20 protein-coding genes and 1 riboswitch are annotated in these 26,586 nt (G+C 72.5%); of the genes, 11 read left to right on the forward strand and 9 right to left on the reverse strand.

Annotated elements, in window-relative coordinates:
* Positions 1–51: 51 nt before the first annotated feature.
* Positions 52–1,548, forward strand: coding sequence for a glycosyltransferase family 4 protein (locus AB0K14_RS12895; RefSeq protein ID WP_360449965.1), 1,497 nt, complete (start codon positions 52–54; stop codon positions 1,546–1,548).
* Here AB0K14_RS12895 and AB0K14_RS12900 read toward each other — a convergent pair.
* Together AB0K14_RS12900 and AB0K14_RS12905 are read right to left on the reverse strand one after the other, a co-directional pair.
* Complete coding sequence (locus AB0K14_RS12900) at positions 1,514–3,643, reverse strand: tetratricopeptide repeat protein (RefSeq protein WP_360449967.1); 2,130 nt, start codon at positions 3,641–3,643, stop codon at positions 1,514–1,516. The two genes, AB0K14_RS12895 and AB0K14_RS12900, sit on opposite strands and share 35 nt — an antisense overlap.
* Positions 3,644–3,730: 87 nt before the next feature.
* Positions 3,731–5,146 (reverse strand): aminopeptidase P family protein, encoded by a 1,416-nt coding sequence (locus AB0K14_RS12905; protein ID WP_360449969.1) that lies wholly within the window; start codon positions 5,144–5,146, stop codon positions 3,731–3,733.
* 183 nt (positions 5,147–5,329) lie between these two features.
* Here AB0K14_RS12905 and AB0K14_RS12910 point away from each other — a divergent pair, with 183 nt between their 5' ends.
* Positions 5,330–7,840, forward strand: coding sequence for a hypothetical protein (locus AB0K14_RS12910; RefSeq protein WP_360449970.1), 2,511 nt, complete (start codon positions 5,330–5,332; stop codon positions 7,838–7,840).
* Here AB0K14_RS12910 and AB0K14_RS12915 read toward each other — a convergent pair.
* Positions 7,837–8,613, reverse strand: coding sequence for an SDR family oxidoreductase (locus AB0K14_RS12915; protein ID WP_360449972.1), 777 nt, complete (start codon positions 8,611–8,613; stop codon positions 7,837–7,839). The two genes, AB0K14_RS12910 and AB0K14_RS12915, sit on opposite strands and share 4 nt — an antisense overlap.
* A gap of 124 nt (positions 8,614–8,737) precedes the next feature.
* On the opposite strand from AB0K14_RS12915, the gene AB0K14_RS12920 reads away from it, so the two are divergent.
* Complete coding sequence (locus AB0K14_RS12920) at positions 8,738–9,307, forward strand: TetR/AcrR family transcriptional regulator (protein WP_360449975.1); 570 nt, start codon at positions 8,738–8,740, stop codon at positions 9,305–9,307.
* Here AB0K14_RS12920 and sigJ read toward each other — a convergent pair.
* Positions 9,304–10,143, reverse strand: coding sequence for an RNA polymerase sigma factor SigJ (sigJ, locus tag AB0K14_RS12925; protein ID WP_360449978.1), 840 nt, complete (start codon positions 10,141–10,143; stop codon positions 9,304–9,306). The two genes, AB0K14_RS12920 and sigJ, sit on opposite strands and share 4 nt — an antisense overlap.
* A gap of 136 nt (positions 10,144–10,279) precedes the next feature.
* Here sigJ and AB0K14_RS12930 point away from each other — a divergent pair, with 136 nt between their 5' ends.
* The 5 genes from AB0K14_RS12930 to AB0K14_RS12950 all read left to right on the forward strand — a co-directional run bounded on the left by AB0K14_RS12930 (position 10,280) and on the right by AB0K14_RS12950 (position 16,224).
* Entirely contained in the window at positions 10,280–11,383 is a 1,104-nt protein-coding gene (locus AB0K14_RS12930) for an amidohydrolase family protein (RefSeq protein ID WP_360449981.1), read from the forward strand.
* A gap of 91 nt (positions 11,384–11,474) precedes the next feature.
* The gene (locus tag AB0K14_RS12935; protein ID WP_360450664.1) at positions 11,475–11,921 is read left to right on the forward strand and encodes a GNAT family N-acetyltransferase; all 447 of its coding nucleotides are present in this window, start codon (positions 11,475–11,477) and stop codon (positions 11,919–11,921) included.
* 46 nt (positions 11,922–11,967) lie between these two features.
* Positions 11,968–12,351, forward strand: coding sequence for a hypothetical protein (locus AB0K14_RS12940; protein WP_360449983.1), 384 nt, complete (start codon positions 11,968–11,970; stop codon positions 12,349–12,351).
* A gap of 46 nt (positions 12,352–12,397) precedes the next feature.
* Positions 12,398–12,769 carry a hypothetical protein gene (locus AB0K14_RS12945; RefSeq protein WP_360450667.1) on the forward strand — a complete coding sequence of 124 codons (372 nt, stop codon included), beginning with the start codon at positions 12,398–12,400 and terminating at the stop codon, positions 12,767–12,769.
* 365 nt (positions 12,770–13,134) lie between these two features.
* Positions 13,135–16,224, forward strand: coding sequence for an efflux RND transporter permease subunit (locus AB0K14_RS12950; RefSeq protein ID WP_360449985.1), 3,090 nt, complete (start codon positions 13,135–13,137; stop codon positions 16,222–16,224).
* A 142-nt stretch (positions 16,225–16,366) separates the two neighbouring features.
* Here the strand turns inward: AB0K14_RS12950 and AB0K14_RS12955 are convergent, their stop codons facing one another.
* Positions 16,367–16,501 (reverse strand): hypothetical protein, encoded by a 135-nt coding sequence (locus AB0K14_RS12955; RefSeq protein WP_360449987.1) that lies wholly within the window; start codon positions 16,499–16,501, stop codon positions 16,367–16,369.
* Positions 16,502–16,595: 94 nt separating this feature from the next.
* Between AB0K14_RS12955 and AB0K14_RS12960 the strand changes: the two genes are divergently transcribed.
* On the forward strand, positions 16,596–17,798 hold the full coding sequence (locus AB0K14_RS12960; protein ID WP_360449990.1) for an MFS transporter: 1,203 nt from the start codon (positions 16,596–16,598) through the stop codon (positions 17,796–17,798).
* Entirely contained in the window at positions 17,795–19,033 is a 1,239-nt protein-coding gene (locus AB0K14_RS12965; RefSeq protein ID WP_360449992.1) for a cytochrome P450, read from the forward strand. Before AB0K14_RS12960 ends, AB0K14_RS12965 begins: the two co-directional genes overlap by 4 nt.
* A 42-nt stretch (positions 19,034–19,075) precedes the next feature.
* Here AB0K14_RS12965 and metH read toward each other — a convergent pair whose 3' ends face one another.
* The 4 genes from metH to AB0K14_RS12985 form a co-directional block, all read right to left on the reverse strand.
* On the reverse strand, positions 19,076–22,675 hold the full coding sequence (gene metH / locus AB0K14_RS12970) for a methionine synthase (protein WP_360449995.1): 3,600 nt from the start codon (positions 22,673–22,675) through the stop codon (positions 19,076–19,078).
* Positions 22,675–22,753: riboswitch (S-adenosyl-L-homocysteine riboswitch) on the reverse strand. It overlaps the preceding gene by 1 nt.
* 70 nt (positions 22,754–22,823) lie before the next feature.
* Positions 22,824–23,651 (reverse strand): LUD domain-containing protein, encoded by an 828-nt coding sequence (locus AB0K14_RS12975; RefSeq protein WP_360449997.1) that lies wholly within the window; start codon positions 23,649–23,651, stop codon positions 22,824–22,826.
* A complete protein-coding gene (locus AB0K14_RS12980; RefSeq protein ID WP_360450000.1) occupies positions 23,648–25,042 on the reverse strand; it encodes a LutB/LldF family L-lactate oxidation iron-sulfur protein in 1,395 nt (464 codons plus the stop codon). The genes AB0K14_RS12975 and AB0K14_RS12980 overlap by 4 nt, the downstream gene beginning before the upstream one ends.
* Positions 25,039–25,767 carry a (Fe-S)-binding protein gene (locus tag AB0K14_RS12985; protein ID WP_360450003.1) on the reverse strand — a complete coding sequence of 243 codons (729 nt, stop codon included), beginning with the start codon at positions 25,765–25,767 and terminating at the stop codon, positions 25,039–25,041. The genes AB0K14_RS12980 and AB0K14_RS12985 overlap by 4 nt, the downstream gene beginning before the upstream one ends.
* A 59-nt stretch (positions 25,768–25,826) precedes the next feature.
* Between AB0K14_RS12985 and AB0K14_RS12990 the strand changes: the two genes are divergently transcribed.
* Positions 25,827–26,540 (forward strand): FCD domain-containing protein, encoded by a 714-nt coding sequence (locus AB0K14_RS12990; RefSeq protein WP_360450005.1) that lies wholly within the window; start codon positions 25,827–25,829, stop codon positions 26,538–26,540.
* Positions 26,541–26,586: the final 46 nt, after the last annotated feature.

The following is a 26,586-nucleotide window of genomic DNA, read 5'->3' on the forward strand; positions in this document are numbered from 1 at the left end:
CCGGCAGGGCGGTCCTGCTCCACGATCTCGAAAGGTGCCGCGTCTGCGGCGATGCTGCGCGAAGCGCTGCACGGCATGGGCAACGTGGGCAAGTCGCACCTGCCCATGGGGCACGCCCACCGCAACCGCACGAACCCCCGCGTCGAGAGCGGCATGCCCGCCTCGCTCTTTCCGAACCGCACGGCCACGAGTGCACAGGAGCAACGCGTGACGACGACCCGACACCAGCCGACGACACCCGTGGTCGAGTCGCAGCCGCGTCGAGGGGAGGACAGAACCACCGGTACCCCGCCGGTCGCCGGTGTGCCCGAGCACGATGAGCGGGCGGCCCGAGCAGTGCCGGCCGAAGCCAGATCGGTGCTGATCATCCTCATCCTGTGCGACGAGTGGTTCCCGGGTAAGGGTGGAATCAGTTCCTTCAACCGCTACCTGTGCAGGGCCCTCGCGGCTGCGGGGCACCGCGTGCTGTGCCTGGTGCCTTCCGCGACACCGGTCGAAGAGGGAGATGCCGAGGCGAACGGGGTGCGATTGATCACCGCGAGGCAGCAGGGAGGTGTCACCGACTCGGAGGCGTTGATGCGCAAGCCCGATCTGCCGGACGGCGTGGTCCCCGACGTCGTCATCGGCCACGCCAGGATCACCGGTCCCGCCGCGCGGGTGCTGGTGGAGAGCTGCTACCCGACGGCGCGGCGGCTGCACTTCGTGCACATGCATCCCGACCAGATCGTGTGGGGGAAGCCGGATCGGGAGGACGACGCCGCGTTGACCAGCGAGGAGCGTACGAGGCAGGAGCGCGATCTGTGCGTAGGTGCGGCTCGTACGATCGCGGTCGGACCGAAGCTGCACGACTATGCGCTGAGCAAGCTGACCTATTCGCTCCGCGTCCCGAACGCGGTGCAGATCGTCCCGGGGTTCGACGACGTCGACGTCCGGCGGCCGAGCAGGGACGGAACCCCGATCGTCACGGTCGTGGGGCGAGTGGCCGATGCTTACAACAAGGGCGTCGACCTGGCAGCCATGGCGATCGGGCACTCGATCCTCCGGCTCAACGTTCCCGAGCACAGACTGGACTTCCTCGTCCGAGGCGTTCCAGCGGGGGAGGGCGACGACATGCGTGGCTGGATCCTCAAGTGGTCCGGCGTGCCGGGTCTCACCGTCTCCATGCGCAACTACGCCTCCAACCCCCAAGATGTCATCGATGACCTGGACATGACGAGCCTGCTGTTGATGCCCTCCCGCGAGGAGGGCTTCGGACTCTCCGCTTGGGAAGCGATGCGGCTCGGGATCGCGGCGCGGGTCAGCGCGCGGAGTGGATGCGGCTGGCTGCTGAGCGCGGCGCTCCCGGACGACTTGGCGAGGAACGTCGTGTTGCCCGTGCACAAGGACGATGCCCGCGATGTCGAACTGTGGGCGAGTCACATCAACGCGGTCATGATGAACCCCCAGGCCGCGTTCGACACCGCCTGGAAGGTGCGGAACGTGCTGGCGGAGCGTTACACCTGGGCCGATGCGGTCAAGGTCGTGGAGACGGCGCTCCAGCCGGGTTGACCGGACCCGAGGCCGCTTCGGCGACGCGCAGGCGGTCGCGTACTTCTTCGGCCTCCTGTGGGTCCAGGTGCTCCATGAGCGCCAGGGAACGGTGCCACGCCGTGGTCGCGTCAGCATGCCGACCTGCGGCCCGGTGAGTGACACCGATCTCGTTCAGGACGAGAGCGGCGTAGTAGTCGTCGTGCAGGGCGAGGTCCAGTGCCAGCGACTCCTCGTAGTGCTTGATCGCCTCGTCCCATCGGCCGAGTCGGGTATGGGCGGATCCGAGGACCCGCAGCGCATCGGCCGCCCCTTCGGCATTGTCGATGCCCTGGTAGAGCGCGAGGGCCTTGGTGCTGTAGGTGATCGCCCGCTCCGGGATGCCGGTGTGCAGGGCGCAACGGGCGGCCGAGTTCAGGGCGGTGGCGCGCAGGTTGGTGCTGCCTGCGGCTTCGGCCAGGGCCAGGGCACGGTGTGCGTCGGTGTCCGCTTCGGCATGGGCACCACGTCGCCGATGGAACTTGGCCCGGCTCAGCAGCGCGTCGGCCTCCTCGGCCTGGTCCTCCAGGTGGTGGAAGAGGGCGACGGCGCGTTCGATGAAGTCCTCCGCCTCGGCTTCCCTGCCGTGGCGGAGGAGTGTCTTGCCAAGCACTCGGCAGATCTTGGCCTCCGCGTACCGGTCACCGAGTGCGCGTGCGGCGGCGAGGGCCTGCCGCTGGGTCCGCAGTCGGTCGTGGATGTGGCTGAACCGTCGCAGGTAGGTGACCGCTGCCCAGGCCAGCTGCCACGCGTGCCGATCGAGACCGGCTTGCGCTGCGTGCGCGACTGCGCCCACGACGAGTTGGTGCTCCGCGACGAACCACTCGACCGCCCGGTGGTACTCCGACACGTCGGACACGCTCACCCCGGGAACGGGCGGCGGCACCGTGATGCGCAGCCGATGAGGGCTGAGCGCCGCGTCCGCGGCGATGGCGGTGTGCAGGTACGACTCGATCATCCGCGTCACCGCTGCGGTGCGCTCGGTCTCCAGTTCCTCGGCCAGGCGTTCGGCGGCGTACTCGCGCAGTAGGTCGTGAGACCGGAACCGGCCCGGCGCGTACTCCTCCATCAGGTTCGCCCTGACCAGGTGATTGAGCACCGAGCGGGTCGGCGGGAGCGGCAGGCCGAGCAGGGAGGCGGCGGCGGGCAGCGCGATGTCGGCGCCGGTCGTCGCCCCGAGCAGGCGGAACGTGCGTCGTGCCGCGCCGGGGAGCGCTTCGTAGGACCATGAGAACACCGAGCGCGCGGTGGTGTGCGGGTCACCGGTGTCGAGTGAGTCCAGCCGCTGCGTCGCCGAACGCAACTCCTCCACCAGCACGCCGAGCGGGAACGAGCGCTGCTGCGCCGCGCGTCCCGCGACGACGGCCAAGGCGAGCGGCAGTCCCGCGCACCTCGCAGCCAGTTCGCCCACCGCCTCGTCGTCGACCTCGGCGCCGTCGAGGCGATCGGCGATGAGCCGCCGCGAGTCGGCCTCACCGAGCACGCCCAGGGCGATCCGCCGGACACCCTCACGCACCGTCAGGCCGGTCAGCTCGGTGCGGCTGGTGACCGCCACCACGCAGTCGGTCCCTCCGGGCAGGAGCGCGCGGACCTGGTCGGCATCGCGGGCGTTGTCCAGCACCACCAGTGCCCGCCGGTCGGCCACCACGCTGCGGTACAGGTTCACCTGCGCGGCGACCTCCGCCGGGATGCGCTCCGGCGGTACCCCGAAACCGTCCAGGAACCCCCGCACCGCCTCCGCGGTCGACAACGGCGGGTGCGACGGGTCGAAGCCGCGCAGGTCGACGTACAACTGGCCGTCGGTGAAGCGGTCGGCGACCGACCGCGCCCAGTGCAGGCACAGCGTGGTCTTGCCGACCCCCGCCGTACCGCTGATCACGACGATCCGGCTGTTCGACCGCGACCCGCTCTCCAACGCCTCCAGCTCGGACGACCGACCCACGAGGTGGGGCGCGTTGTGCGGCAGCTGCCTGGGCACCATCAGCGCGGGGGCGTGCACGTGCACGCCCCCGTGGATCGTGTGCGCCTGCACGACCGGTCCGTGCACGCGGCCCGAGACAACGTTGCCCTCGACCACGATCCGATGATGGCCGCACACGGTCCGACCTTTCGACCACCACAGGGGTGAGGGGTCGGCGTCACCGCCAACGGCGTCGTGCGTTCGTCAGCGGCCCGCGGCGGAGACCCAGGACTCCAGGCCTGCCACGTCGTGGGGCAGCGCGGACGACAGGACCCGGTTGCCGTCCTCGGTCACCACGACGTTCTCCTCCAGCCGCACGCCGATGCCCCGCAGCTCCGGCGGCACGGTCTCGTCGTTCGGGTGGAAGTACAGGCCCGGCTCCACCGCCAGCGCCATGCCGACCTCCAGCGAACCCTCGTGGTAGGCGGTGGCCCGGGAGTTGGCGCAGTCGTGCACGTCCAGCCCGATGAAGTGCCCCACGCCGCACGTGATGTAGCGGCGGTGGTGCTGGCCGTCCGGGTCGAGCGACTCCTGCACCGACACCGGCAGCAGGCCCCAGTCGTGCAGGCCCTCGGCGAGCACCCGCATCGCCTCCTGGTGGAAGTCCCGGTACGCCGCGCCGGGCCGCACGACCGCCAGCGCCGCCACCGACGCCCGCTCGACCAGCTCGTGCACCTGCCGCTGCGCCGGGCTGTAGGCGCCGGAGACCGGCAACGTCCGGGTGATGTCGGCGGTGTAGAGCGTGTCCAGCTCCACACCGGCGTCCAGCAGCAGCACGGCGTCCTCGGGCACGGGACCGTCGTTGCGCACCCAGTGCAGCACCGGCGCGTGCGGCCCGGCCGCCACGATCGAGGCGTAACCGGGTCCGTTGCCCGCGGTGCGGGCGCGCCGGTCGAACGTGCCCTGCAACCACCGCTCGCCACCGCCCTTGACCGCGGCACCCAGCTCGGCGGCGACGTCGGCGAAACCGAGGACGGTGGCGTCGACCGCGGCCTGGAGCTGGCCGACCTCCCAGTCGTCCTTGATCCGGCGCAGCTCGGCCAGCACGGTGCGCAGCTCGGCGGTGTGGTCGGCGCCCGCCACCGCGTCCAGCAGCGGGTCGACGCCCCAGGTCGCGTGCACGGCGGGCAGCCTGCCGCGCAGCGCCGACGGCAGCTCGTGCAGCGGGCGGCAGCGCACGCCCAGTGCCTCGGTCCACTCCGCCAGGCCCGGCACCGGGCCGATCCACAGCTCGCCGTCACGGGCGTTGGCGAAGAAGTCCGGCTCGTCCGGCCCGGCGGGCGGGCGCAGGAACAGCTCCGCGTCGTGACCACCGGCGACCGGGTTCATCACCAGCACTGCGCCTTCCGCGGCGCAGCCCGTCAACCAGGAGAAGTCGCTGTCGGGCCGGAAGCCGTGGTCGGTGTCGTTGGACCGCACCGGCGCCCAGCCCGCGGCCACCGCGATGCGCGTGCCGGGCAGCGCGGCGCTGAGCCGGTCGCGGTGCGCGGCGGCGGCCTCGGCGGCGCCGGGCGTGACGCGCGCGGCGCGGTCGGCCGGGCCCCAGCCGTGCTGGACGAACTCGCGGAACCCGGAGGCGTCGACGAGCTTGCTCGGGTCGCGGCGGGCGGGCTTGGTCACCGTGGGCAGCCTTTCGGGTCGGGGCCGTGAACGCGCCCGGTCCGATCGGGGCACGGGCGTCACGGAGGATGTTCTCACCAGCCCGGGTATCGCCCAACCGGGTGTCTCCCGCCCTGAAACGGCGTACCTCTCGTGGGCGATCCGGTAGTTAACACCCACGGCTACCTACGGCAGGGGAAAAGCATGCGTCCCGAGGATGTCGTCGAACTGCGGGTGCACGGGGTGTCCGGCACCCCGCCGGAAGCGATGCTCGGCGACCCGTTCCCCACCCCGGTGGCCGGTGACGACGTCGCCCGGTTCCTGCGGGCGGGCAGGCCGGCGCGGGCGTCGTCCAGCGGGCGCACCCGCACCGTGGAGGCGTTCCACTGGGGGCGGTTCACCTCGGGCGGCGCGAGCCGGGCGCTGTGGCTGCTGCTGATCCCGTTCGCGTTGCTCAACCTGGCCCGGTACGCGCTGCTGGGCGCGGGGCGGTTCGCCGAGGCGGTGTTGCGGCTGCTCGGGCTGGTGCTGACGTGCATGCTGGTCACGGCCACCGCGTACGTGTCGCTGGAGCTGCTGGTGCGGCAGTGCGCGGGCACGGCGGCGTGCCGGTCGGAGCACCTGGCGTTCTTCGCCGGCTGGCCGTTCGGGGCGTTGCTGCTGGTGGGCGCGGTCCCGCCGGGTCTGGTGATCACCGTGCTGTGGTGGTTCGGCCGGCAGACGTTCCTGTACGAGCCCAAGGGCACGCACCACGCGTGGGAGACCCGCACGGGCAGCCTGGGCGACTACGCGTTCTGGCACACCTCGCCGCGCACGCCCGTGCTGCGTGACGCGCACGTGGCGGCGGCGTGCGTGGTGGTGGGGGTCCTGTACGCGGGGGCGTTGCGGACCGCCCAGCCGGACCGGCCGTCGGACGTGCTGTCGTGGGCGGTGATCGGGCTGGGCGCGGTGGTGCTGCTGTGGGCCGTCGGGTGCGTGGCGATGTCACCGGACCGGCGGGAGGTGAACTCGCGGCTGCTCAAGTGGGTGGCGGCGGCGTACCTGCTGCTCGCGGTCGGGGTCGCGACCGCGTTGCTGTGGCGGCTGCCGACCGACGCCGCCGGGCCGGTGACGCCGTTGGCGGGGTTCGAGGCGGTCACCAACATCCTGTCGGCGTTGGCGATGTTGCTGCTGGTGGTGCTGCTCGGGGCGTGCGTGCGCATGCGGCACTCCGCGCGCGGTGTCGAGCTGATGGTGTCGGACAAGCGGTTCCGGCCGATGTGGCACGGCTACGGGACCGTGGTGATCGCGGCCGTGGCGACCACGTTGGCGGTCGGGTTCAGCGGCGGGTTGGCCTACCGGGTGGTGGACTGGGTCGGCGACCCGGTGCCGGAGGCGGGGCGTCCGGGGCTGGTGCTGAGCACGAGCTACCTGGTCGGCGCGGGGTTGTGGGGTGTGCTGGCGATCGCGTTCCCGTTGCTGGTGGCGCCGATCGTGGCGGCCATGGTGCGGCAGGTGTCGAGCGCGCTGGTGCTCGGCGCCGGGTCGGTGGCCGCGGTGGTGGCGGTGGTGCTGCGGTGGACGTCCGTGCCGGGGTGGGCGTTCTGGCTCGTGGCGGCGGTGTCCGGTCTGCTGTACGCGATCGGCGCGGTCTCCTGTGCGCGCCATGCGATCGGCGTGGCCGTCCGCGACGGTGTGGTGGCCGACTACCACCCGGGACGCCCGGACCGGCCCGGTATCGGCAAGGTGGCGTTCACCCAGCGGCTGGCGTCGGCGAAGTACCGCTACCACTGGCTGCTCGGCGCGATCGCGGTGCTCGGCGGCGTGCTGGTGGCGGCGGGCGGCGGTCTCGCGCTGGCCCGGCTCGTGCACCCGGACTGGCGGGCCGCGCCGCCGCCGGGACTGGCCGACTGGTTGTCGACCCTCCCGGCGCAGGAGTTGGGCGCGTTGGGCAGCCTGGTGGTGTCCGGTCTCGTGCTGCTCCTGTTGTTGTTGGGTGTGCGGACGTGGCAGAGCCCGCGGATGCGCACGGCGGTCGGCATCGTGTGGGACCTGGTGGCGTTCTGGCCCCGGATGGCGCACCCGATCTGCCCGCCGCCCTACGGCGGTCGCGCCACCATCGAGCTGACCTCCCGCGCGGTCCGGCTGGCCGGGCACCACGACGTGGGCGCGGTCGTGCTGTCGGGGCACAGCCAGGGCAGCGTGGTGTGCTTCGCCGCGTTGTCGTTGCTGCGCCGCGAGAGCGAGCGACCCGACCCCGCCGACGGCGAGCGGTACATCAGGCAGGCGGACGCCCTCGCGGCGGTGCGCCGGGTGGGCCTGGTCACCTACGGCTCGCAGCTGCAGTGGGCGTACTCGCGGCTGTTCCCGCACTACCTCGGCCACGCCGAACTCGTCCGCCTGCACGAGGACCTCGGCGACCGCTGGTGGAACGTGCACCGGTTGACCGACCCGCTGGGCGGTCCGGTGCAGGTGTGGCCGGAGACGGCGGAGGAGCGGGTGTTCGCCGACCCGAAGCTGTGGGGCGTGCGCTGCGGGAACGACGTGCGGCTGCGTGACCCGGAGTTCCTCGACCCCGACCCGGACATGGTCGCCTCGCCGTTGCGCGGGCACGGCGACTACTACGACGACCCGGTGTTCGACGAGGTGGTGGCGAGGGTGGCGGACGCCGTGGCGGCGCCGCGCACCACCGTGGTGATCGGCGACCTCACCTTGTCGGGTGATCACGCCAACTAGCCCTGGAGCACGGACCGGGTGACGCGTTCGGCGATCGCGGTCACCATCCGGCGCGGGCGGCGCGGTACGAGGTGGGCGGTCAGCGCGTTGCGCAGACCCGGTGTGACGTAGCCGCGGTCGCGGTCCAGGCCGTCGAGGCCCGCGCGCACGACGGCCTCGGCGGTCATCATCCGGCCGCCGAGCGCGGCGCGGGGCGTGACCCGGTCGAAGAAGCTGGTCTCCGTCGGGCCGGGGCACAGGGCGAGCACCTTGATGCCCCTGCCCTGGTACTCCTTGCGCAACGCGAGGCTGAAGTTCAGCACGAACGTCTTGCCCGCGCTGTAGGTGGCGAAGTACGGCGACGGTTGGAAACCGGCGGTCGAACCGACGTTGACCACGGCGCCCGAACCTGCTTCGACCATGCCCGGGACGAGCGCGCGGGTGAGCCCGACCAGGGACACCACGTTGACCATCAGCTGCTCGTGGTCGTGGCCCTCGGGGATCTCCTCGAACCGGCCCGCGGTGCCGAAGCCCGCGTTGTTCACCAGCGTGTGCACGGGGGAGCGCAGCCGTGACACGACCGAGGCGGCCGCGTCCGGCGCGGACAGGTCCTGCACCACGACGTCGACCTCGGTGCGGTGCTCGCGGCGCAGCTTCTCGGCGAGGGTGTTCAGGCGGTCGCCGGAGCGGGCGACCAGGACCAGGTCGTGACCGCGGGCGGCGAGCTGGGTGGCGAACTCGACGCCCAACCCGGCGGACGCGCCGGTGATGAGAGCGGTGGGGCGGTCGGACATGGCGGCGTCTCCCTCGATCGACTGCTTATGTGGGACATCTTAGGCACAGTTGCAGTCATAACTGCAACAGTGGTGTCTCAGTTATGGTCGTAGCTGTACCATCGGTGTGCCGAAAGGGGACATCTTGGGAGCGACCCGGCCGTTGCGCGCCGACGCCGAACGCAGCGTGCGCACGATCCTCGAAGCCGCCGAGCGGGTGCTGTCGGTCAACCCCGGTGCGTCCATGGAGCAGATCGCCGAGGCCGCGGGCGTCGCGCGCACCACCGTGCACCGGCGGTTCGCCAACCGGCAGGCGCTGGTGGAGGCGATGACCGCGGACGTGGTGCGGCAGCTGGACGACGTGATGGACGCGGGCCGGCCGGAGACCGCGCCGCCGGTGGTCGCGCTGCACGAGATCACCGCGAACGTGCTGCGGGTCAAGATCGGGTGGCCGTTCGCGATGGGCCTGGTCTTCACCGACGCCGACTCACCCGCCGCCGAGGGCAAGCGGCGGGTGGACGACCGCTGCCTGGCGTTGTTGCGCCGGGCGCGCGACGACGGGCTGCTGGACGCCGCGACCGACCTCGACTGGACGCGCCGCGTGTTCTACGCGTTGATCGGCGAGGCCGTGCACGGGCCGGACAGCGGCCTGGAACCGGACGCGTTGGCGCAGCGGGTGGTCGACACCCTGCTGCACGGCGCGGGACCGCGTTAGCCGAGGCGGGTGAGCTTGTCCGGGTTGGTGATCGAGTAGACGCCGCCGACCACGTCGCCGCGGACCTCCAGCACCAGCACGGCGAACGGGGCGTCGTCGGCGAACAGCAGCACCGCCGGGTCGCCCTGCACGCGGCGCAACCTCAGGTCCGCGGTGCTCGGGACGCCCTTCGCGACCGCGATCAGCAACCGCGCCACCCGGTCCCGGCCGTGCACCGGCTCCGGGCTCGTGGCGGGCCCCTTGCCGCCGCCGTCGGTCCACAGCGTCACGTCCGGCGCGAGCACCCGCAGCAGTCCTTCGAGGTCACCGCCCAGCGCGGCGGCCACGAACCGCTCGGTCACCGCCCGCCGGGTGCGCGGGTCCACGGTGAACCGGGGCCGGCGGGCCTGCACGTGCGCCCGCGCCCGGTGCGCGAGCTGCCGCACGGCCGCCGGACTGCGCCCGAGGATGGCCGCGATCTCCGGGTGCGCGTACCCGAACACCTCGTGCAGCACGAACACCGCGCGTTCGGCGGGGGTGAGGGTCTCCAGCACCACCAGCACGGCCATCGAGAACTCCTCGCCGCGCACCACCTCGTCCGCGGTGTCGCCGACGAGCGGTTCGGGCAACCACTGACCGGGGTAGGTGTCGCGACCGCTCCTCTCCCGGCGGCGCAACGCGTGGTTGACCGCGATCCGCACCAGGTAGGCGCGCGGGTTCTCGACGTTGTCCCGCGGCGCCCAGGACAACCACGTCTCCTGGAGCACGTCCTCGGTGTCGGCGACCGTGCCGAGCATCCCGTAGACGATGGAGAACAGCAGTTCCCGGTGCTCGACGAACGCCTCCGTGCCGCCCATGGTCCCTCCCTCGCGTCGACTCTAAGAGCGCTGCGGCGGATGGGCTGTGACGCGGTGTGACGTGGACCTCAGCACGTCACGGTCGCCCGGTCGCGCTCCCTCTTGGTCGGTGACGAACCCGTTGGAGGGAGACACCATGCGAACCCTGATCCGTGACGTGCGCGTGTTCGACGGCCGCCGCGTCGTGCCGCGTGCCGACGTGCTGATCGACGGCCCGCTGATCGCCGAGCCCGGTGGTCGGTGCGACGTCGAGGTGGACGGCCGGGGCAGGACCCTGCTGCCGGGGCTGATCGACGGGCACACGCACACGTTCGACGGCAGCCTGGCCGACGCGCTGGCGGCCGGTGTGACGACTGAGCTGGACATGTTCTGCCTGCCGGGCAACCTGGCACGGCAGCGCGAGCTCGCCGCGTCCCGTGACGACGTCGCCGACCTGCGCAGCTCGGGCCTGCTCGCCACCGCGCCGGGAGGACACCCGAGCCAACTGCCGGCATCCGTCGGCGACGGGTTCGGCGACGCCGCGCAACCGTTCGAGACCGTCGCGGACGTGGCGGCGGCACGGGCGTTCGTCGCGGCACGGGCGGCGGAGGGCGTGGACTACCTGAAGGTCGTGATCGACGACGGCGGCGTGCACGGCGTCGACCTGCCCACCCTCGCGCCGGACGTGGTGGAGGCGTTGGTGGACGCGGCACACGCCCGCGGCCTCAAGGTCATCGCCCACGCCATCACCGCGAGGGAGGTCGGGATCGCGGTGGACGCGGGGGTCGACGGCCTGGCGCACGTGTGGTGCGACGCGGGCGACGACCTGGTCGGCCGCGTCGCGCGACGAGGCGTCTTCGTGGTCAGCACGCTCGTGTACTTCGAGTCGATCACCGGCCGGGCGGCGACCGTCGACCACGCCGCGCACGGCAGCTTCGAGCACGCCGTGCACGCGGCCCGTGTGCTGCACGAGGCCGGCGTGCCGATCGTGGCGGGCACGGACGCCAACCCGTGGGCACCCCGGCACGGCGTGGGCCTGCACCGCGAGCTGGAACTGCTCACCGGAGCCGGCCTGACCCCGCTGGAAGCCCTGGCCTCGGCCACCGGCGCGCCCGCCGTCCACTTCGGACTGACCGACCGCGGCCGCGTCCGACCGGGCCTGCGCGCGGACCTGCTGCTGGTCGACGGCGACCCGACCACCGACATCACGGCGATCGGCGCCGTGGTCGACGTGTGGCGGCGCGGGGTCAGGCTCGCCTGACCCCGACGCCTTCGCCCGCTCCCAGGAGGCGGTGGTCATACTCGGGGCAGGGGCGGATGGGACCGCCGACCACCAGGGGAGGACCGTGCCAGTGATCATCCGCCGTGCGACCGCCGAGGACGTACCCGCCATCGTCGCCATGCTCGCCGACGACGAGTTGGGCGCGCGGCGCGAGTCACCGGACGACCTGGCGCCCTACCTGCGGGCGTTCGAGGCGATCGACGCGGCCGGGCACGAGCTGCTGGCGGTGGCGGAACGGGACGGGGAGGTCGTGGGCACGCTCCAGCTCACGGTGTTGCGCGGCCTGTCGCGGCGGGGCGCGGCGCGGGCGCAGGTCGAGGCGGTGCGGGTGGCGTCCTCGATGCGCGGGCAGGGGCTGGGGGAGGAGCTGGTGCGGTGGGCGGTCGACGAGGCGAGGGCCCGCGGTTGCGTCATCGTCCAGTTCACGTCGGACAAGACCCGCGTGGACGCGCACCGCTTCTACCGCCGCCTCGGCTTCACCCAGTCCCACGAGGGCTTCAAGCTGCTGCTGCCGTGACGCGGGGTAGGTTGCCGCGGTACGTCCGAACGACCGGGAAGCTCCGATGATCCAAGTCCTCGCGACCGCGCTGACGGTCGTGGCGCTCGTCGCCGCCCTGTGGTCGCTGGTGCTGGTCGTCACCGACCGGCCCATCACGTTGGCCACCAAACCCACCCTCGGCCTCGCCGCGGTCGTCGTGCTCCTGGAGGCCGGGCTGCTCGTGCAGGCGGTGCTGGCCACCGTCAACGTGATCGGCGCCGACCGCGGCGAGATGAACCGGGCCACCTTCTTCGGGTACCTGATCGCGGTGGTCTCGGTGCTGCCGGTCGGCGCGTTCTGGGCGATGGGCGACCGGTCGCGGTGGGGTGCGGGGGTGTTGGCCGTGGCGTGCCTGAGCGTGCCGGTGATGATCCTGCGCCTCGACCAGATCTGGGCGCTCCGTGGCTGAGCGGTCCCGGGAGCTGGCGGAGGCGACCCGGTCCGGCCCGGGTCGGATGCTGATCGCGGTCTACGGGATCTTCGCCATCGCCGCCACGGCCCGGTCGGCGGTGCAGATCGCCACCCACTTCGAGCGGGCGCCGCTGGCGTACGCGCTGTCGGCGTTCGCGGCCGTCGTGTACGTCGTGGCCACGGCCGCGCTGGCCGGCGTGGTGTCGCGGCGGGTCGCGTACCTCGCGTGCGGCGTGGAGCTGGCCGGGGTGATCGTCGTCGGCGCGGCGAGCCTGGTGTTCGCGGGCGCGTTCCCGGACGCCACCGTGTGGTCGGACTTCGGCGGCGGCTACGGGTTCATCCCGCTCGTGCTGCCCGTGCTCGGCCTGCTGTGGCTGCGCCGCACGGGACTGCGGAACTCCGAACTGGACCGTTGAACTCGGAGGCACCCGGTCTCGTAGTGCAGTCGGACCGTCGGCCCCACACCGGCGGACCGATCCGTGGTGGCGGCCGAGACCAAGGGCGTCCGGCAGGGCACGTCGCCGTGGGTGGAGGAGGCCGGGGATGGTTCCCCGGCCTCCGTGACAAAGATCACCCGGCCGTCCCGATCTTGCTGTGAGCACGATCCTCGCAGGTCAACGGCCGTCCACGCGGCGTGGAATCAACCCATGTCTGAGCCCGTTCTCAGGTGGCGTGTGCCAGCGTTCGCACATCCGCCCGCGGCACCCCGCGCAGTCGTCCGACCGTCGGTTCCCTCGACGGCAGCGCGCCGGCCGGTCCGCTCACCAAGGAGATTCCCACGATGTCCGTGCTGGCTCGGCTGAGCCTGGCCAACCGAAGTCTCGTCGGGCTGCTCAGCCTGCTCGTGATCGGTTTCGGTGTGTTCACGCTGCCCTCGATCAAGCAGCAGCTGTTCCCGTCCATCGAGCTGCCCGCCGCGGTGGTCATCGCGCCGTTCCCCGGCGCGTCGCCCGACCTGGTGGACAGCCAGGTCGCCGAGCCGATCCAGTCGGCCGTGCGCGGCGTCGACGGCGTCGAGCAGGTGCTCACCCGCTCCGCCGAGAGCTCGGCGACCGTGCAGGTGATGTTCACCTACGGCACCGACATCGCCGCCGCCGTGGCCGAGATGCAGCAGGCGGTGAACCGGCTCCAGCCCCGCCTGCCGCAGGGCGTCGAGCCGACCGTCGCCCAGGGCAGCACCGACGACATCCCGGTCATCGCGCTCGCCGCGACCTCCGGTGACGACGACATCGCCGCCGCGACCCGGCTGCGCGCCGAGGTCGTGCCCGGCCTGGAGGCCATCCCCGGCGTGCGCGAGGCGACGGTCAGCGGTGAGCGCGACCGCCAGGTCACCGTCACCGTCGACTACGCCCGCCTCGGCGCGGCCCGGGTCGACCCGCAGGCCCTGACCACGGCCCTGACCACCGCGGGCGCGGTCGTGCCCGCGGGCACCGTCCCGCAGGCCGACCAGACGCTGACCGTGCAGGTCGGCAGCCCGGTCGGCACCGTGGACGACCTGCGCGCCCTGCCGCTCGCCTCGCCCGCCGGCCCGGTGAAGCTGGGCGACGTGGCCAAGGTCGAGTCCACGCCCGCGGCGGCGACCGTCCTGACCCGCACCAACGGCGATGCGACGCTCGGCATCAGCGTCACCATGACCTCCGACGGCAACGCGGTCGAGATCTCCCGGCAGGTCCGCGACAAGCTCGGCGAGTGGGGCGAGGCGGCCGACTCCACGCTCACCGTCGCGTTCGACCAGGGCCCGCAGGTGGAGAAGGCGATCAGCGGCCTGACCACCGAGGGCCTGCTCGGCCTGCTGTTCGCGGTGCTCGTGATCCTGCTGTTCCTGCTGTCGGTGCGGTCCACGCTGGTGACGGCGGTGTCGATCCCGCTGTCCGTGGTGGTCGCGCTGATCGCGCTCTACACCGGCGACCTGTCGCTGAACCTGCTCACCCTGGGCGCGCTCACGATCGCGGTCGGCCGGGTGGTGGACGACTCGATCGTGGTGCTGGAGAACATCAAGCGGCACCTCGGCTACGGCGAGGAGAAGCAACGCGCGGTCCTCGACGGCACGCGTGAGGTGGCGGGCGCGGTGACCGCGTCCACGCTGACCACGGTCGCGGTGTTCCTGCCGATCGCGTTCGTCGGCGGCATCGCGGGGGAGCTGTTCGGGCCGTTCTCCGTCACCGTCACGGTGGCGTTGCTGGCGTCGCTGCTGGTGTCGTTGACGATCGTGCCGGTGCTGGCGTTCTGGTTCCTCAAGCGCCCGGCCGTGCCGACCGACCCCGAGGAAGCCGCGAAGGCGCGCGAGGCCGCGCTGGAGAAGGAGAAGCGCAGCCCGTTGCAGCGCGCTTACGTGCCCGTGCTCAAGTTCGCCACCACACGGCGTTGGGTGACGTTGCTGATCGCGGTGCTCATCTTCGGCGGCACGCTCGGCCTGGCGAGCTCGCTGCAGACCAACTTCATCGACAACGCGGGCGGCACCGCGTTGCAGGGCACCCAGAAGATGCCGCCCGGCAGCAGCCTCGCCGCCCGCGACGACGCCGCCCGGCAGCTCGAAGGGGTGCTCGCGGAGACCGACGAGGTGGAGACCTACCAGGTCACCGTCGGCACCGACAACAGCCTGGCCGCGTTCGGCTTCGGCGGTGACGGCGACACCCGCGTCCGCGCCACCGTGCGCGAGGGCACGGACCTGGAAGCGCTGCAGGACCGGCTGACCGAGCAGCTGGGCAACACGCCCGGCGCGGGCGAGGTGGCGTTCGGCGCGGCCGCGTCCGGCTTCGGCTCGGACACGATCGACGTGCTGGTCACCGCGCCCGACGCGGCCGCGCTGCGGGACGCGGCCGACCGCGTGCAGCAGGTCGTCACCGGCACGCCCGGCGTCGGCGAGGTCACCAACGACCTGTCGGTGAGCGCGCCGCGCGTGCAGGTGACGGTCAACCAGGCCACCGCCGCGGCCCGCGGGCTCAGCAGCCAGACCATCGGCCAGTTCGCGGCGCAGGCGCTGCGCGGCGTGCCGGTGGCGCAGCTGCCGATCGACGGCGTATCCCAGCAGATCCTGCTGCGCACGGGCAGCGCGCCGGCCGACGTCGACGCGTTGCGCGCGTTGCCGCTGCCGGGCGGCATCACGCTCGGCCAGGTCGCCGAGGTGGCCGTGGTGGACGGTCCGGTGCAGGTGCGGCGCACCGACGGCGCGCGCAGCGCCACCGTGTCGGCCAAGGCCACCGGCTCGGACCTGGGCGCGGTGACGGCCGAGCTGACCTCCCGCCTGGACGCCCTGGACCTGCCGTCCGGTGCCTCGCACAGCATCGGCGGCGTCAGCGCCGACCAGGCCGAGACGTTCGCCGACCTGGGCCTGGCCATGCTCGCGGCCATCGCGATCGTGTTCCTGATCATGGTGGCGACGTTCCGCAGCCTGGTGCAGCCGCTGATCCTGCTGGTGTCCATCCCGTTCGCGGCGACCGGCGCGATCGGCCTGCTCCTGCTCACCGGCACCCCGCTCGGCCTGCCCGCGCTGATCGGCATGCTGATGCTCGTCGGGATCGTGGTGACCAACGCGATCGTGTTGATCGACCTGGTCAACCAGTACCGGCGGGACGGGATGCCGGTGCGGGAGGCGGTGGTCGAGGGCGGACGGCGGCGGCTGCGGCCGATCCTGATGACCGCCGCGGCCACGATCTTCGCGCTGCTGCCGATGGCGCTGGGCATCACCGGTGAGGGCGCGTTCATCGGCAAGCCGCTGGCGATCGTGGTGATCGGCGGCCTGATCAGCTCCACCCTGCTCACCCTGGTGCTGGTGCCCACGCTGTACTCGATGGTCGAGGGCCGCAAGGAGCGCAGGCTGGCGCGCCGGTCCGCTCGGCCCGTGGAGGAGCGCGAACCGGTCACCGTCTGAGCGCCTTGCCCGAAGGCCCCGTCGTCCCCCGTGGCGGCGGGGCCTTCGTTTTCCCGGCCGAACCTTCCCGCGCCGGTTGTTCCCGGTCTTGCGCAATATCGCGATAAGAGCGCCGCCGCAGCCGCGCGCGGGCCGGTCGAAATCAATGGGCGTGCAGCTCAGGACCCGTTTCTTCGAAATTGCCCTGCGTGATTCCGAAGGCGGGAATGGTGGCGGCCATCACGGTGGTCGGCAACGTGGATACGTTGTCGACCGATGGACGTGCCTGCGAAAACACCCATTCCCTCCTCGGACGACAACTGGCTGACCCGTCGGCTGCTTTCGGTGTTCCGGTTGTCCCGCCACTCGGATTCCGACCCGCGGAGGCGGGTGTGACAGCGGGTATGACGGTGATCGCGGCGCCGCCGCGCAACAACGCGGTGGTGCTCGTCGCGTTCACCGCGTACGGCGCGTTGTGGGGTCCGTACCTGGCCGCCCTGCCCGAGGTGCGGGCGGCGACCGGCGCGACCACCGGGCAGCTGGGGTTGGCGCTGCTGGTCGGCGCGGTGGCCGCGCTGCCCGCGATGGCGTGGGTGGGCCGCCTGCTGGACCGCTTCGGCCGGGTGGTCGTGGCGTCGGTCCTCGTGCTGTTCGCGGTGACGGCCGTGCTGCCGACGACGGCCGGCTCGGTGCCCGGCCTGGTCGTGTCGATCGCGTTGTTCGGGTTCGGCTCCGGCGCCTGCAACGTCGTGGTGGTGGCGCTCGCCTCGGCCGCGGAGACCCGGACCGGGGCGCGGGTGATGAACCGGGCGCACGCGTTGTTCAGCGTCGGCGTGCTGGTGTGCAGCGCCCTGACGGGACTGGTCGCGACGGCCGGTGTGCCCGCGCGTGCGGTGTCGGTGGTGCTGGCGATCGGCCTGGTCGGCTGGGTGTGGGCGGTGCGCGACTCGTTCCCGCGGCACGTGGGCCGCCAGGAGCGGAGCGCCCGCCGCGAACGGACGCCGGGCGCCGTCCGCCCACGGATCCGCCCCGTGCCGCTGCTGGTGCTGCTGGCCGGTCTGGCGATGCTGGTCGAGAGCGGTGTGCAGCAGTGGAGCGCGGTGTTCCTGTCCGACGTCCTGGACGCGGCACCGCCCTGGTCGGCCGCCGCGCCCGGGGTGTTCGCCGGGATGATGGCCGCGGGCCGCCTGGGCGGGCACTGGCTGTCCGTCCGCGCCACGGACCGGACGCTGCTCCAGGCCGCCGGGCTGGTCTCCGGGGTGGGGGTGCTGCTGATCGCCACGGCCGCCGAGCCGCTCATCGCGCTGGCCGGCACGGCGCTGGTCGGCGCCGCGATCTCGGTCGTCACACCCGTCACCTACGGGCTGGCCGGGCGCGGCGCGCCATCCGGTGAGCGCGGCGCGCTCATCGGCGCGACCGCCTCGTTGGCCAACCTGGGCCTGCTCCTGGGGCCGGCGGTGGTCGGCCAGATCGCCGACCGCAGCGACCTCCGCACCGCGATGGTGGTCCTCGCACCGGTCTGCCTCGCGGTGTGCCTGCTCGGTCGTCGCACGGCAACTGTCCCGGTACTCGCTGAGGAGAGGAAGTCACCATGACCACGGTCAGCACCGCCCACGGCCTCGGGGGAGCGGAGTTCGTCGACGGCGCGCACCAGCGGCAGCTGATCGGCACCACCGCGGTCCCGGTCGACCCCGCGGTGGTGCCCGTGCACGGCCCGGACGGCGGCCAGTGGCTCGTGACCGGCTACCCCGAGACGCGGGACTTCCTGCGGGACGGGCGGTTCAGCCGGGCCGAGGCCTCCGAGGCGTGCCACCCGCGCGGGCCCGCGCTGCAGATGTCGATCACCGAGATGGACCCGCCGAGGCACACCCGGATCCGCAACATCATCGGCGGCGCGTTCTCCGCCAGACGCGTCGAGCGCTTGCGCCCCACCATCGAGCGGATCGCCGAGCGGCTGCTGCACGAGGCCGTCCGGTCCGGCCCCGTGACGGACCTGATCGCGGACTTCTGCGCACCGCTGACCTTCACCGCCCACTGCGAGCTGCTCGGCGTGCCCGCCGCCCGCCGCGAGTCGATCGGCCTCAGCTCCCTGCGCCGGCTCGGCACGCCCGGCGCCGCCGACCCGACCGAGACCTACCACGCGGAACTGCTGCTGCACGCCGAGGTCACCGACCTGCTGGCCGACCCCGACCTGCCGCCCGGCCTGCTGGCCGACCTCGTCGCCGCGCACCACGACCGCGGCCTGCTCACCGACACCGAGCTGACCGGCCTCGCCGCGTCCCTGTTCTTCGACGGCCACGCGCTGGCCGCCGCCCAGATCGGCAACGCCGTGCTCTGCCTGCTGACCCGCCCCGCCCTGCTGGCGTCGCTGCGCGAGAACCCCTCGCTGCTCGACGGCGTCATCGAGGAGTCGTTCCGCTACAGCCCCTCGGTCACCCTGAGCATGGCCCGCGTCGCCACCGAGGACGTCACCCTCGGCGAGGCGTGTATCAGGGCCGGCGATCGGGTCACCGCGGCCCTTCCGCTGGCCAATCGCGACGCCGCGGCCTTCGAGCACCCGCAGGTGTTCGAGCCCGACCGGGGCGCCAACCGGCACCTCTCGCTCGGCTACGGCACGCACCACTGCATCGGGGCGCACCTCGCCCGCGTCGAGGTGCGCGCCGCGCTCGGCGCACTGCTGCGCGACGACGTCCACCTGGAGCTCGCCGTGCCGGAAGAACAACTCGCCTGGTACGCGTCGCCGACCATCCGCAGCCTCACCGCCCTGCCGGTCCACCTGTCCCAGCGCCCCCGCGCCCCCCGGACGCACGACACCGGACCAGGGGCCTAGGACCGGCCCCCGCTCGACGGTCCCCGACTCGGCTACCCCTGCTCAGGCACCCGGCTCGTACGCCAGGTTGGGCCGCAACCACCGCTCGACCTCCGCCAGCGGCATGCCGCGGCGGCGGGCGTAGTCGACCACCTGGTCCCGACCGATCCGGCCGACGGTGAAGTAGCGCGCACCGGGGTTCGCGAAGATCACGCCGCTGACGCTCGCCGCCGGGGTCATGGCGAACGAGTCGGTCAACGCCATGCCCACCTGCTCGGCCTCCAGCAGCGCGAACAGGTCCTGCTTCTCGCTGTGGTCCGGGCTCGCCGGGTAGCCGAACGCGGGCCGGATGCCGCGGAACCGCTCGGCGTGCAGGTCCTCCAGCGCCGGGTCGGCGTCAGGCTCGAACCAGTCGCGCCGCGCCCGGAGGTGGACGTGCTCGGCGAACGCCTCGGCCAGCCGGTCGGCCAACGCCTTCACCATGATCGACTTGTAGTCGTCCTGCTCGCGCTCGTACCGCCCGGACAGCTCCTCTGCGCCGTGGATCGCGACCGCGAACCCGCCCAGGTGGTCACCCTCCGGCGCGACGTAGTCGGCCAGGCAGCGGTTCGGCCTGCTCTGCGGCTTGGTCGTCTGCTGCCGCAGCATCGGCAGCCGCCTGCCGTCCACCACGATGTCGTCACCCTCGGCGTGCGCGGGCCAGAAGCCGTACACGCCCTTCGCCCGCAGCGAGCCGTCGGCGATGATCTGGTCGAGCATCGCGTTCGCGTCGTCGAACAGCTCCTGCGCGGCCGGGTTGGTCTTCAGGATCTTCGGGAACTTGCCCTTGAGCTCCCAGGCCAGGAAGAAGAACGTCCAGTCGATCATCTCGCGCAGCTCGGCCAGCGACGGCTCCACCACGCGCAGCCCGGTGAACGCGGGCGTCGGCAACTCCTCGAACGCCACCACCTCGGCGTTCGCCCGCGCCTGCTCGACGGTCAGCAATGGCGTGCTCTGCCGGTTCTCGTGCTCCTCGCGCAACCGCTGCTGCTCGACCCGCGTCGCCGCGCCCAGCTCCTCGGCGCGGTCCTCGTCCAGCAGCGCCGACACCACGCCCGCGACCCGCGACGCGTCCAGCACGTGCACCGTGGTCTGGTCGTACGCGGGCGCGATGCGCACCGCCGTGTGCTGGCGGGACGTCGTCGCGCCACCGATCAGCAGCGGCAGCTTCATCCCGCGCCGCTGCATCTCCGCCGCCACCGACACCATCTCGTCCAGCGACGGCGTGATCAGCCCGGACAGGCCGACCGCGTCCGCGCCCTCGGCGATCGCGGTGTCCAGGATCTTCGCCGCGGGCACCATCACGCCCAGGTCGACCACGTCGTAGTTGTTGCAGCCCAGCACCACGCCGACGATGTTCTTGCCGATGTCGTGCACGTCGCCCTTCACCGTGGCCAGCACGACCTTGCCGTTGCCGCGGGTGGAGCCGGAGGCTTCCTTCTCCGCGTCCATGTACGGCTCCAGGTGCGCCACCGCGCGCTTCATCACCCGCGCGCTCTTCACCACCTGCGGCAGGAACATCTTGCCCGCGCCGAACAGGTCGCCGACGACCTTCATGCCGTCCATCAACGGACCCTCGATCACGTCCAGCGGCCGCTTGGCCTCCAGCCGTGCCTCTTCGGTGTCCTCGATGATGAAGTCCACGATGCCGTGCACCAGCGCGTGCTCCAGCCGCTTGGCCACCGGGCCCTCGCGCCACGCCAGGTCGATCACCCGCTTGGTGCCCGAGCCCGCCACCGTCTCGGCGAACGACACCAGCCGGTCCGTGGCGTCCGGGCGGCGGTCGAACAGCACGTCCTCGACCAGCTCCAGCAGGTCCTTCGGGATGTCCTCGTAGACCGCGAGCTGACCGGCGTTGACGATGCCCATGTCCAGGCCCGCGCGCACACCGTGGTACAGGAACGACGAGTGCATCGCCTCGCGCACGGTGTCGTTGCCGCGGAACGAGAACGACAGGTTGGAGATGCCACCGCTGATCCGCACGCCCGGGCAGCGCTGCTTGATCAGCGGGATCGCTTCCAGGAACGCCTTGGCGTACCCGTTGTGCTCCGCGATGCCGGTCGCCACCGCCAGCACGTTCGGGTCGAAGATGATGTCCTCGGCCGGGAAGTCGGCCTTCTGCGTCAGCAGGTCGTACGCGCGACCGCAGATCTCGACCTTGCGCTCGGCGGTGTCGGCCTGGCCCAGCTCGTCGAACGCCATCACCACCACGCCCGCACCGAAGTCGCGGATGCGGCGGGCCTGGGCCAGGAACGGCTCCTCGCCCTCCTTCAGGCTGATCGAGTTGACCACACCCTTGCCCTGCACGCACTTCAGCCCGGCCTCCAGCACGCTCCACCGCGAGCTGTCGATCATGATCGGCACCCGGGCGATCTCCGGCTCGGTGGCGACCAGGTTGAGGAACGTGGTCATCGCCCGCTCGCTGTCGAGCAGGTCGGCGTCCATGTTCACGTCGAGCAGGTTCGCGCCGCCGCGCACCTGCTCCAGCGCGACGTCCACCGCCGCCTGGTAGTTGTCGCCCTCGATCAGCCGGCGGAACTTCGCCGATCCGGTCACGTTGGTGCGCTCGCCGATCATCACGAACCCGGTGTCCGCGCCGATCTCGAACGGCTCCAGACCGCTGAACCGGGTCCGCTCCGGCCTGCTCGCCACGGGCCGCGGCGCCATGTCCTTGACCGCCGTGGCGATCCGCGCGATGTGGTCGGGCGTCGTGCCGCAGCAGCCGCCCACGATGTTGACCACGCCGTCCTCGGCGAACTCGTGCAGCAGCGCGGCCGTCTCGTCCGGGGTCTGGTCGTAGCCGCCGAACGCGTTGGGCAGCCCGGCGTTGGGGTGGCTCGCGGTGTAGGTGCCCGCGAGCCGGGCCAGCTCGGCGACGTGCGGCCGCATCTCGGTCGCGCCCAGCGAGCAGTTCACGCCCACCACGAGCGGGTCGGCGTGCGCGACGGAGTTCCAGAACGCCTCGACGGTCTGTCCGGACAGCGTCCGCCCGCTCAGGTCCACGATGGTGACCGAGATCCACAACGGCAGGTGCGGCGCGACCTCGCGGGCCGCAGCGACGGCGGCCTTCGCGTTGAGCGTGTCGAAGATCGTCTCGATCAGCAGCAGGTCGACGCCGCCCTCGGCGAGCGCGCCGATCTGCTCCGCGTAGGAGTCCTTGACCTGGTCGAACGTGACCGTCCGGTACGCCGGGTCCTCGACTCGCGGCGACAGCGACAGGGTGACGTTGAGCGGGCCGACCGAACCCGCGACGAACCGGCCGCCCGCCTCGTCGGCGGCCTGGCGGGCGAGTTGGGCGCCGCGCAGGTTCATCTCGCGCACCAGCTCCTCCAGGCCGTAGTCGGCCTGGGCGATGCTCGTCGCGGTGAACGTGTTGGTGGTGGTGATGTCCGCGCCCGCGGCCAGGTAGCGGCGGTGCACGTCGAGGATGAGGTCCGGCCGGGTCAGGTTGAGCAGGTCCGGGTCACCGGTGACGTCGTGCGTGTGGTCGCCGAGCAGATCGCCGCGGTAGTCGGCCGGGGTGAGCGCGGCGGCTTGGAGCATGGTGCCCCAGGCGCCGTCCAGCACCGCGACCCGCTGGTCCAGCAGCTCTCGCAGGGCGTTTTCCGACACGCGGCCTCCCATCGTGGGAGGCGCCCTTGCGGATGTCTAACCCCACCGAGCGTGGCGGGCTCGTCACCCGTTGCAGCGCCTCTCGGTTGGAGGGTCAATCTTAGCCAAACCCGCTTTGGTGGGCGGATCCGCCCACTTGCTGGGACCGGGCTGCGCGTCCTCAGCGGGCGATGACGACCTCCAGCGTACGCGGGCCGTGCACGCCCTCGACCCGTTCCAGCTCGATGTCGCTGGTCGCGGAGGGTCCGCTGATCCAGGTCTGGGTGCGCACCCCGGCCAGCGCCGCCACCGCGTCCGGCACGCCCGCCACCACCTGGTCGGCCCGCACCACCACGAGGTGGTAGTCCGGCACCAGCGTGAGGGCGCGCGGTCCCTGGTCGGCGGCGTCGTGGTCGAGCACGATCGTGCCGGTCTCGGCGACGGCCACGTGGCAGGCGGTGACCACGGCGTCGACGCGTTCAAGGGTGTCGACGCCCACGGGCGTGCGGATGAGCCCGGCTTCACGGCCGGCGGGCTCAGCTCCACCGGCGTCCCCGCCCACGGTTTCGCGCGCATCCTCGCCGACGGTTTCGCGGCCCACGGTTTCGCGGCCCACGGTTTCGCGGGGGACGACGCGTGCTTCACGAGGGCCTTGGCCCAAGGCTCCGCGGGGGTCCCCGCCCAGGGGAACCCTGGATTCGATCCTACCGCCGGGGTCCGACAATTCCGGCTGGTCGGACCACGTGGAGGTCCACTCCGGCGGGAAGCCCGGCGCCACCACCACGAGCCGCGCGCCCCGGTCGCGCAGTGCGGCCGCGACCGCACCCGGCACCTCGTCCGCGGCCACGAGGCGGACCCGGGCGCGGTAGTCGCGCAGGCGTTCCGCGAACAGCTCCAGGTCACCGGGCCCCCGCGTGCCCGCCGCCCGGTACTCGCGCGGCACCGGCGCGGCCCCGCCAGGCCCCTTCGCCCGCCGCACCCTCGCCAAGACCTCGTCACGCGCGCTCATCGGGACTCCCACCAATCGCGGAACGTTTCCTTCGGCGGCTGCGGCAGGTCACGGGCCGTCGACCAGCCGGGCAGCGGCACGTGCCGGCTCGCCAGCCGCCCGAACCGGCCCAGGCGCACCAGCCGGCGCCACCGGCGCGCGTCCGACATCGCCCACGCCAGCGCGCGCATCGCCGTCGACTCCGGTGTGGTCTTCTTCGACTCGGTCACCCGTGCCCGCAGGTGCACCAGCATCGACGGGATGTCGATCGCCACCGGGCACACGTCGTAGCAGACACCGCACAACGACGACGCGAACGGCAGCGTGGGGTTGCGATCCACCCCCGTCAGCTGCGGCGACAGCACCGCGCCGATCGGGCCGGGGTACGTCGAGCCGTACGCGTGACCGCCGGTGCGCTCGTACACCGGGCACGAGTTCAGGCACGCCGAGCAGCGGATGCAGCGCAACGCCGCCCGGCCCTCCGGGTCGGCGAGGGTCGCCGTGCGGCCGTTGTCCACCAGCACCACGTGGCTGGTCTGGCCCTCGGTCGGCCCGGTCCACACCGACGTGTACGGGTTCATCCGCTCACCGGTGGAGGAGCGGGGGAGCAGCTGCAGGAACACCTCCAGGTCCTGCCACGTCGGTACCAGCTTCTCGATGCCCACCACGCTGATCAGCGTGCGCGGCAGGGTCAGGCACATCCGGCCGTTGCCCTCGGACTCGACCACCACCAGCGACCCCGTCTCGGCCACGCCGAAGTTCGCGCCCGAGATCGCCACGTCGACCGTCATGAACTTGTGCCGCAGGTGCTTGCGGGCCGCCTCGGCGAGCGCACGCGGGTCGTCGGTCAGCTCCGGGTCCACGCCGGGCATCTCGCGCCGGAACACGTCCCGGATCTCCTGCCGGTTGCGGTGGATCGCGGGCACCAGGATGTGGCTGGACTTGTCGTTGCCCAGCTGGACGATCAGCTCGGCGAGGTCGGTCTCCACCGCGTGCACGCCGATGTCGGCCAAGGCCTCGTTCAACCCGATCTCGACCGTGGCCATCGACTTGACCTTGATGACCTCGCGCGTGCCGGTCGCCCGCACCAGGTCGGTGACGATGCGGTTGGCCTCGTCGGCGTCCCGCGCCCAGTGCACGTGCGTGCCGCGGCTCGTCAACGCCTCCTCGAACCGCACCAGGTGGTCGTCCAGGTCGGCCAGCACCTCGTCCTTGATCGCCGCGCCCGCCGCGCGCAGCTGCGCCCAGTCCGGCAGCTCGCCGACGACGTTCGCGCGCTTGGCCCGGATCGTGGTGGTGGCCTTGGCGAGGTTGCGGCGCAGCTGGGCGTTGCCCAGGGCCTCGCGCGCGGCCTTGGGGAACGGCTCGCCGGTCAGGTTGCCGCCGCCGGCGGGCATGCCCAGGAACGTCATCGGGTGTGCTCCAGGACCTGCGCCAGGTGCAGCGGGCGGACGCCGCTGCGCAGCCTGCTCAGGCCGCCGCCGATGTGCATCAGGCACGACGAGTCGCCCGCGGTGAGCACGCCCGCTTTCGTGCTCAGCACGGCGCTCATCTTGTCGCCGAGCATGGCGGTGGAGGTGTCGGAGTTCTTCACCGCGAACGTGCCGCCGAAGCCGCAGCACGTCTCGGCGGACGGCAGCTCGACCAGGTCGATGCCCTCGACCGCCCGGAGCAGCCTCAGCGGCCGGTCCCCGACCTTCAGCACGCGCAGCGAGTGGCACGTCGGGTGGTAGGTGACCCGGTGCGGGAAGTACGCGCCGACGTCGGTGACGCCCAGGACTTCCACCAGGAACTCCGACAGCTCGTACGTGCGCCCGGCGGTGTCCGCGGCGGCCTCGGCCAGCTTCGCGTCACCGTGCTCGCGGGCGACGGCGGCGTGCTGGTGCCGCACCGATCCCGCGCACGACCCGGACGGCGCGACGATCACGTCGGCCCGCTCGAACGCCTCGACGTGGTTGCGGATCACCGGCAGCGCCTGGCCGGGGTAGCCGGTGTTGATGTGCATCTGCCCGCAGCAGGTCTGGTCGGGCGGCACGACCACCTCGTGGCCGAGGCGTTCCAGCAGCCGGACGGTGGCCTTGCCGACGTCCGGGAACAGCCCGTCGACCAGGCACGTGACGAACAGCGCGACTCTCACCGCGGTGAGTCTAGGCTCTGTGGTCTGACCACACCAGGCTGTGGTCAGACCACAGTCGCGTGCGGAGGTTCGCCTTGTCCGGGTATGGCGCGGTGCTGCGGCACGTCGAGTCGGAGCTGAGCGCGGGCAGGCTCGGCGTGGGGCAGCAGCTGCCCGCCGAGCGCAGGCTGGCCGAGGACCTCGGTGTCAGCCGCGCCACCGTGCGCGAGGCGATCCGGGTGTTGCAGGCGATGGGCGTGGTGCGCAGCGGCGTCGGCTCGGGGCCGGACGCGGGCACCACCGTCATCGCCGACCCGGCGGGCGGGCTCGGCGCGGCCCTGCGGCTGCACCTGGCCACCCGCAGGCTGCCCATGGCCGACCTGGTCGGCACCAGGGTGATGATCGAGAGCCACTCCGTGCGCGCCGCCGCGGTCGACCCCGACCACCCGGAACTGGCCCGTGCCGCGGACCTGCTGGCCCGGATGGACGCGCCGGACCTCGACGCGGACGCGTTCCACCAGCTCGACGCCGACTTCCACGTCGCGCTCACCGCGGCCGCGGGCAACGCGGTGAACACCGCGATCATGGCCGCGCTGCGCGACGCGATCCACCGCACCGTGCTGGACGCCGTGCAGGCGTTGCCCGACTGGCCGCGCACCGCCGTGCGACTGCGCCGCGAGCACCGGTCGATCCTGCGGGCCGTTCAGGCGGGTGACGGCGACCTGGCCGCCACGCGGGTCACCCGCCACGTCGAAGGTTTCCACCGCGAGTGGGAGCGCCACGCCATGCCGTGAGCGGGACGGGGCGCTCGTCACCACCGCGTGGCCCGGAACACCGGCT

The sequence above is a fragment of the Actinosynnema sp. NPDC050801 genome, from assembly GCF_040673975.1.
Lineage (GTDB): Bacteria > Actinomycetota > Actinomycetes > Mycobacteriales > Pseudonocardiaceae > Actinosynnema.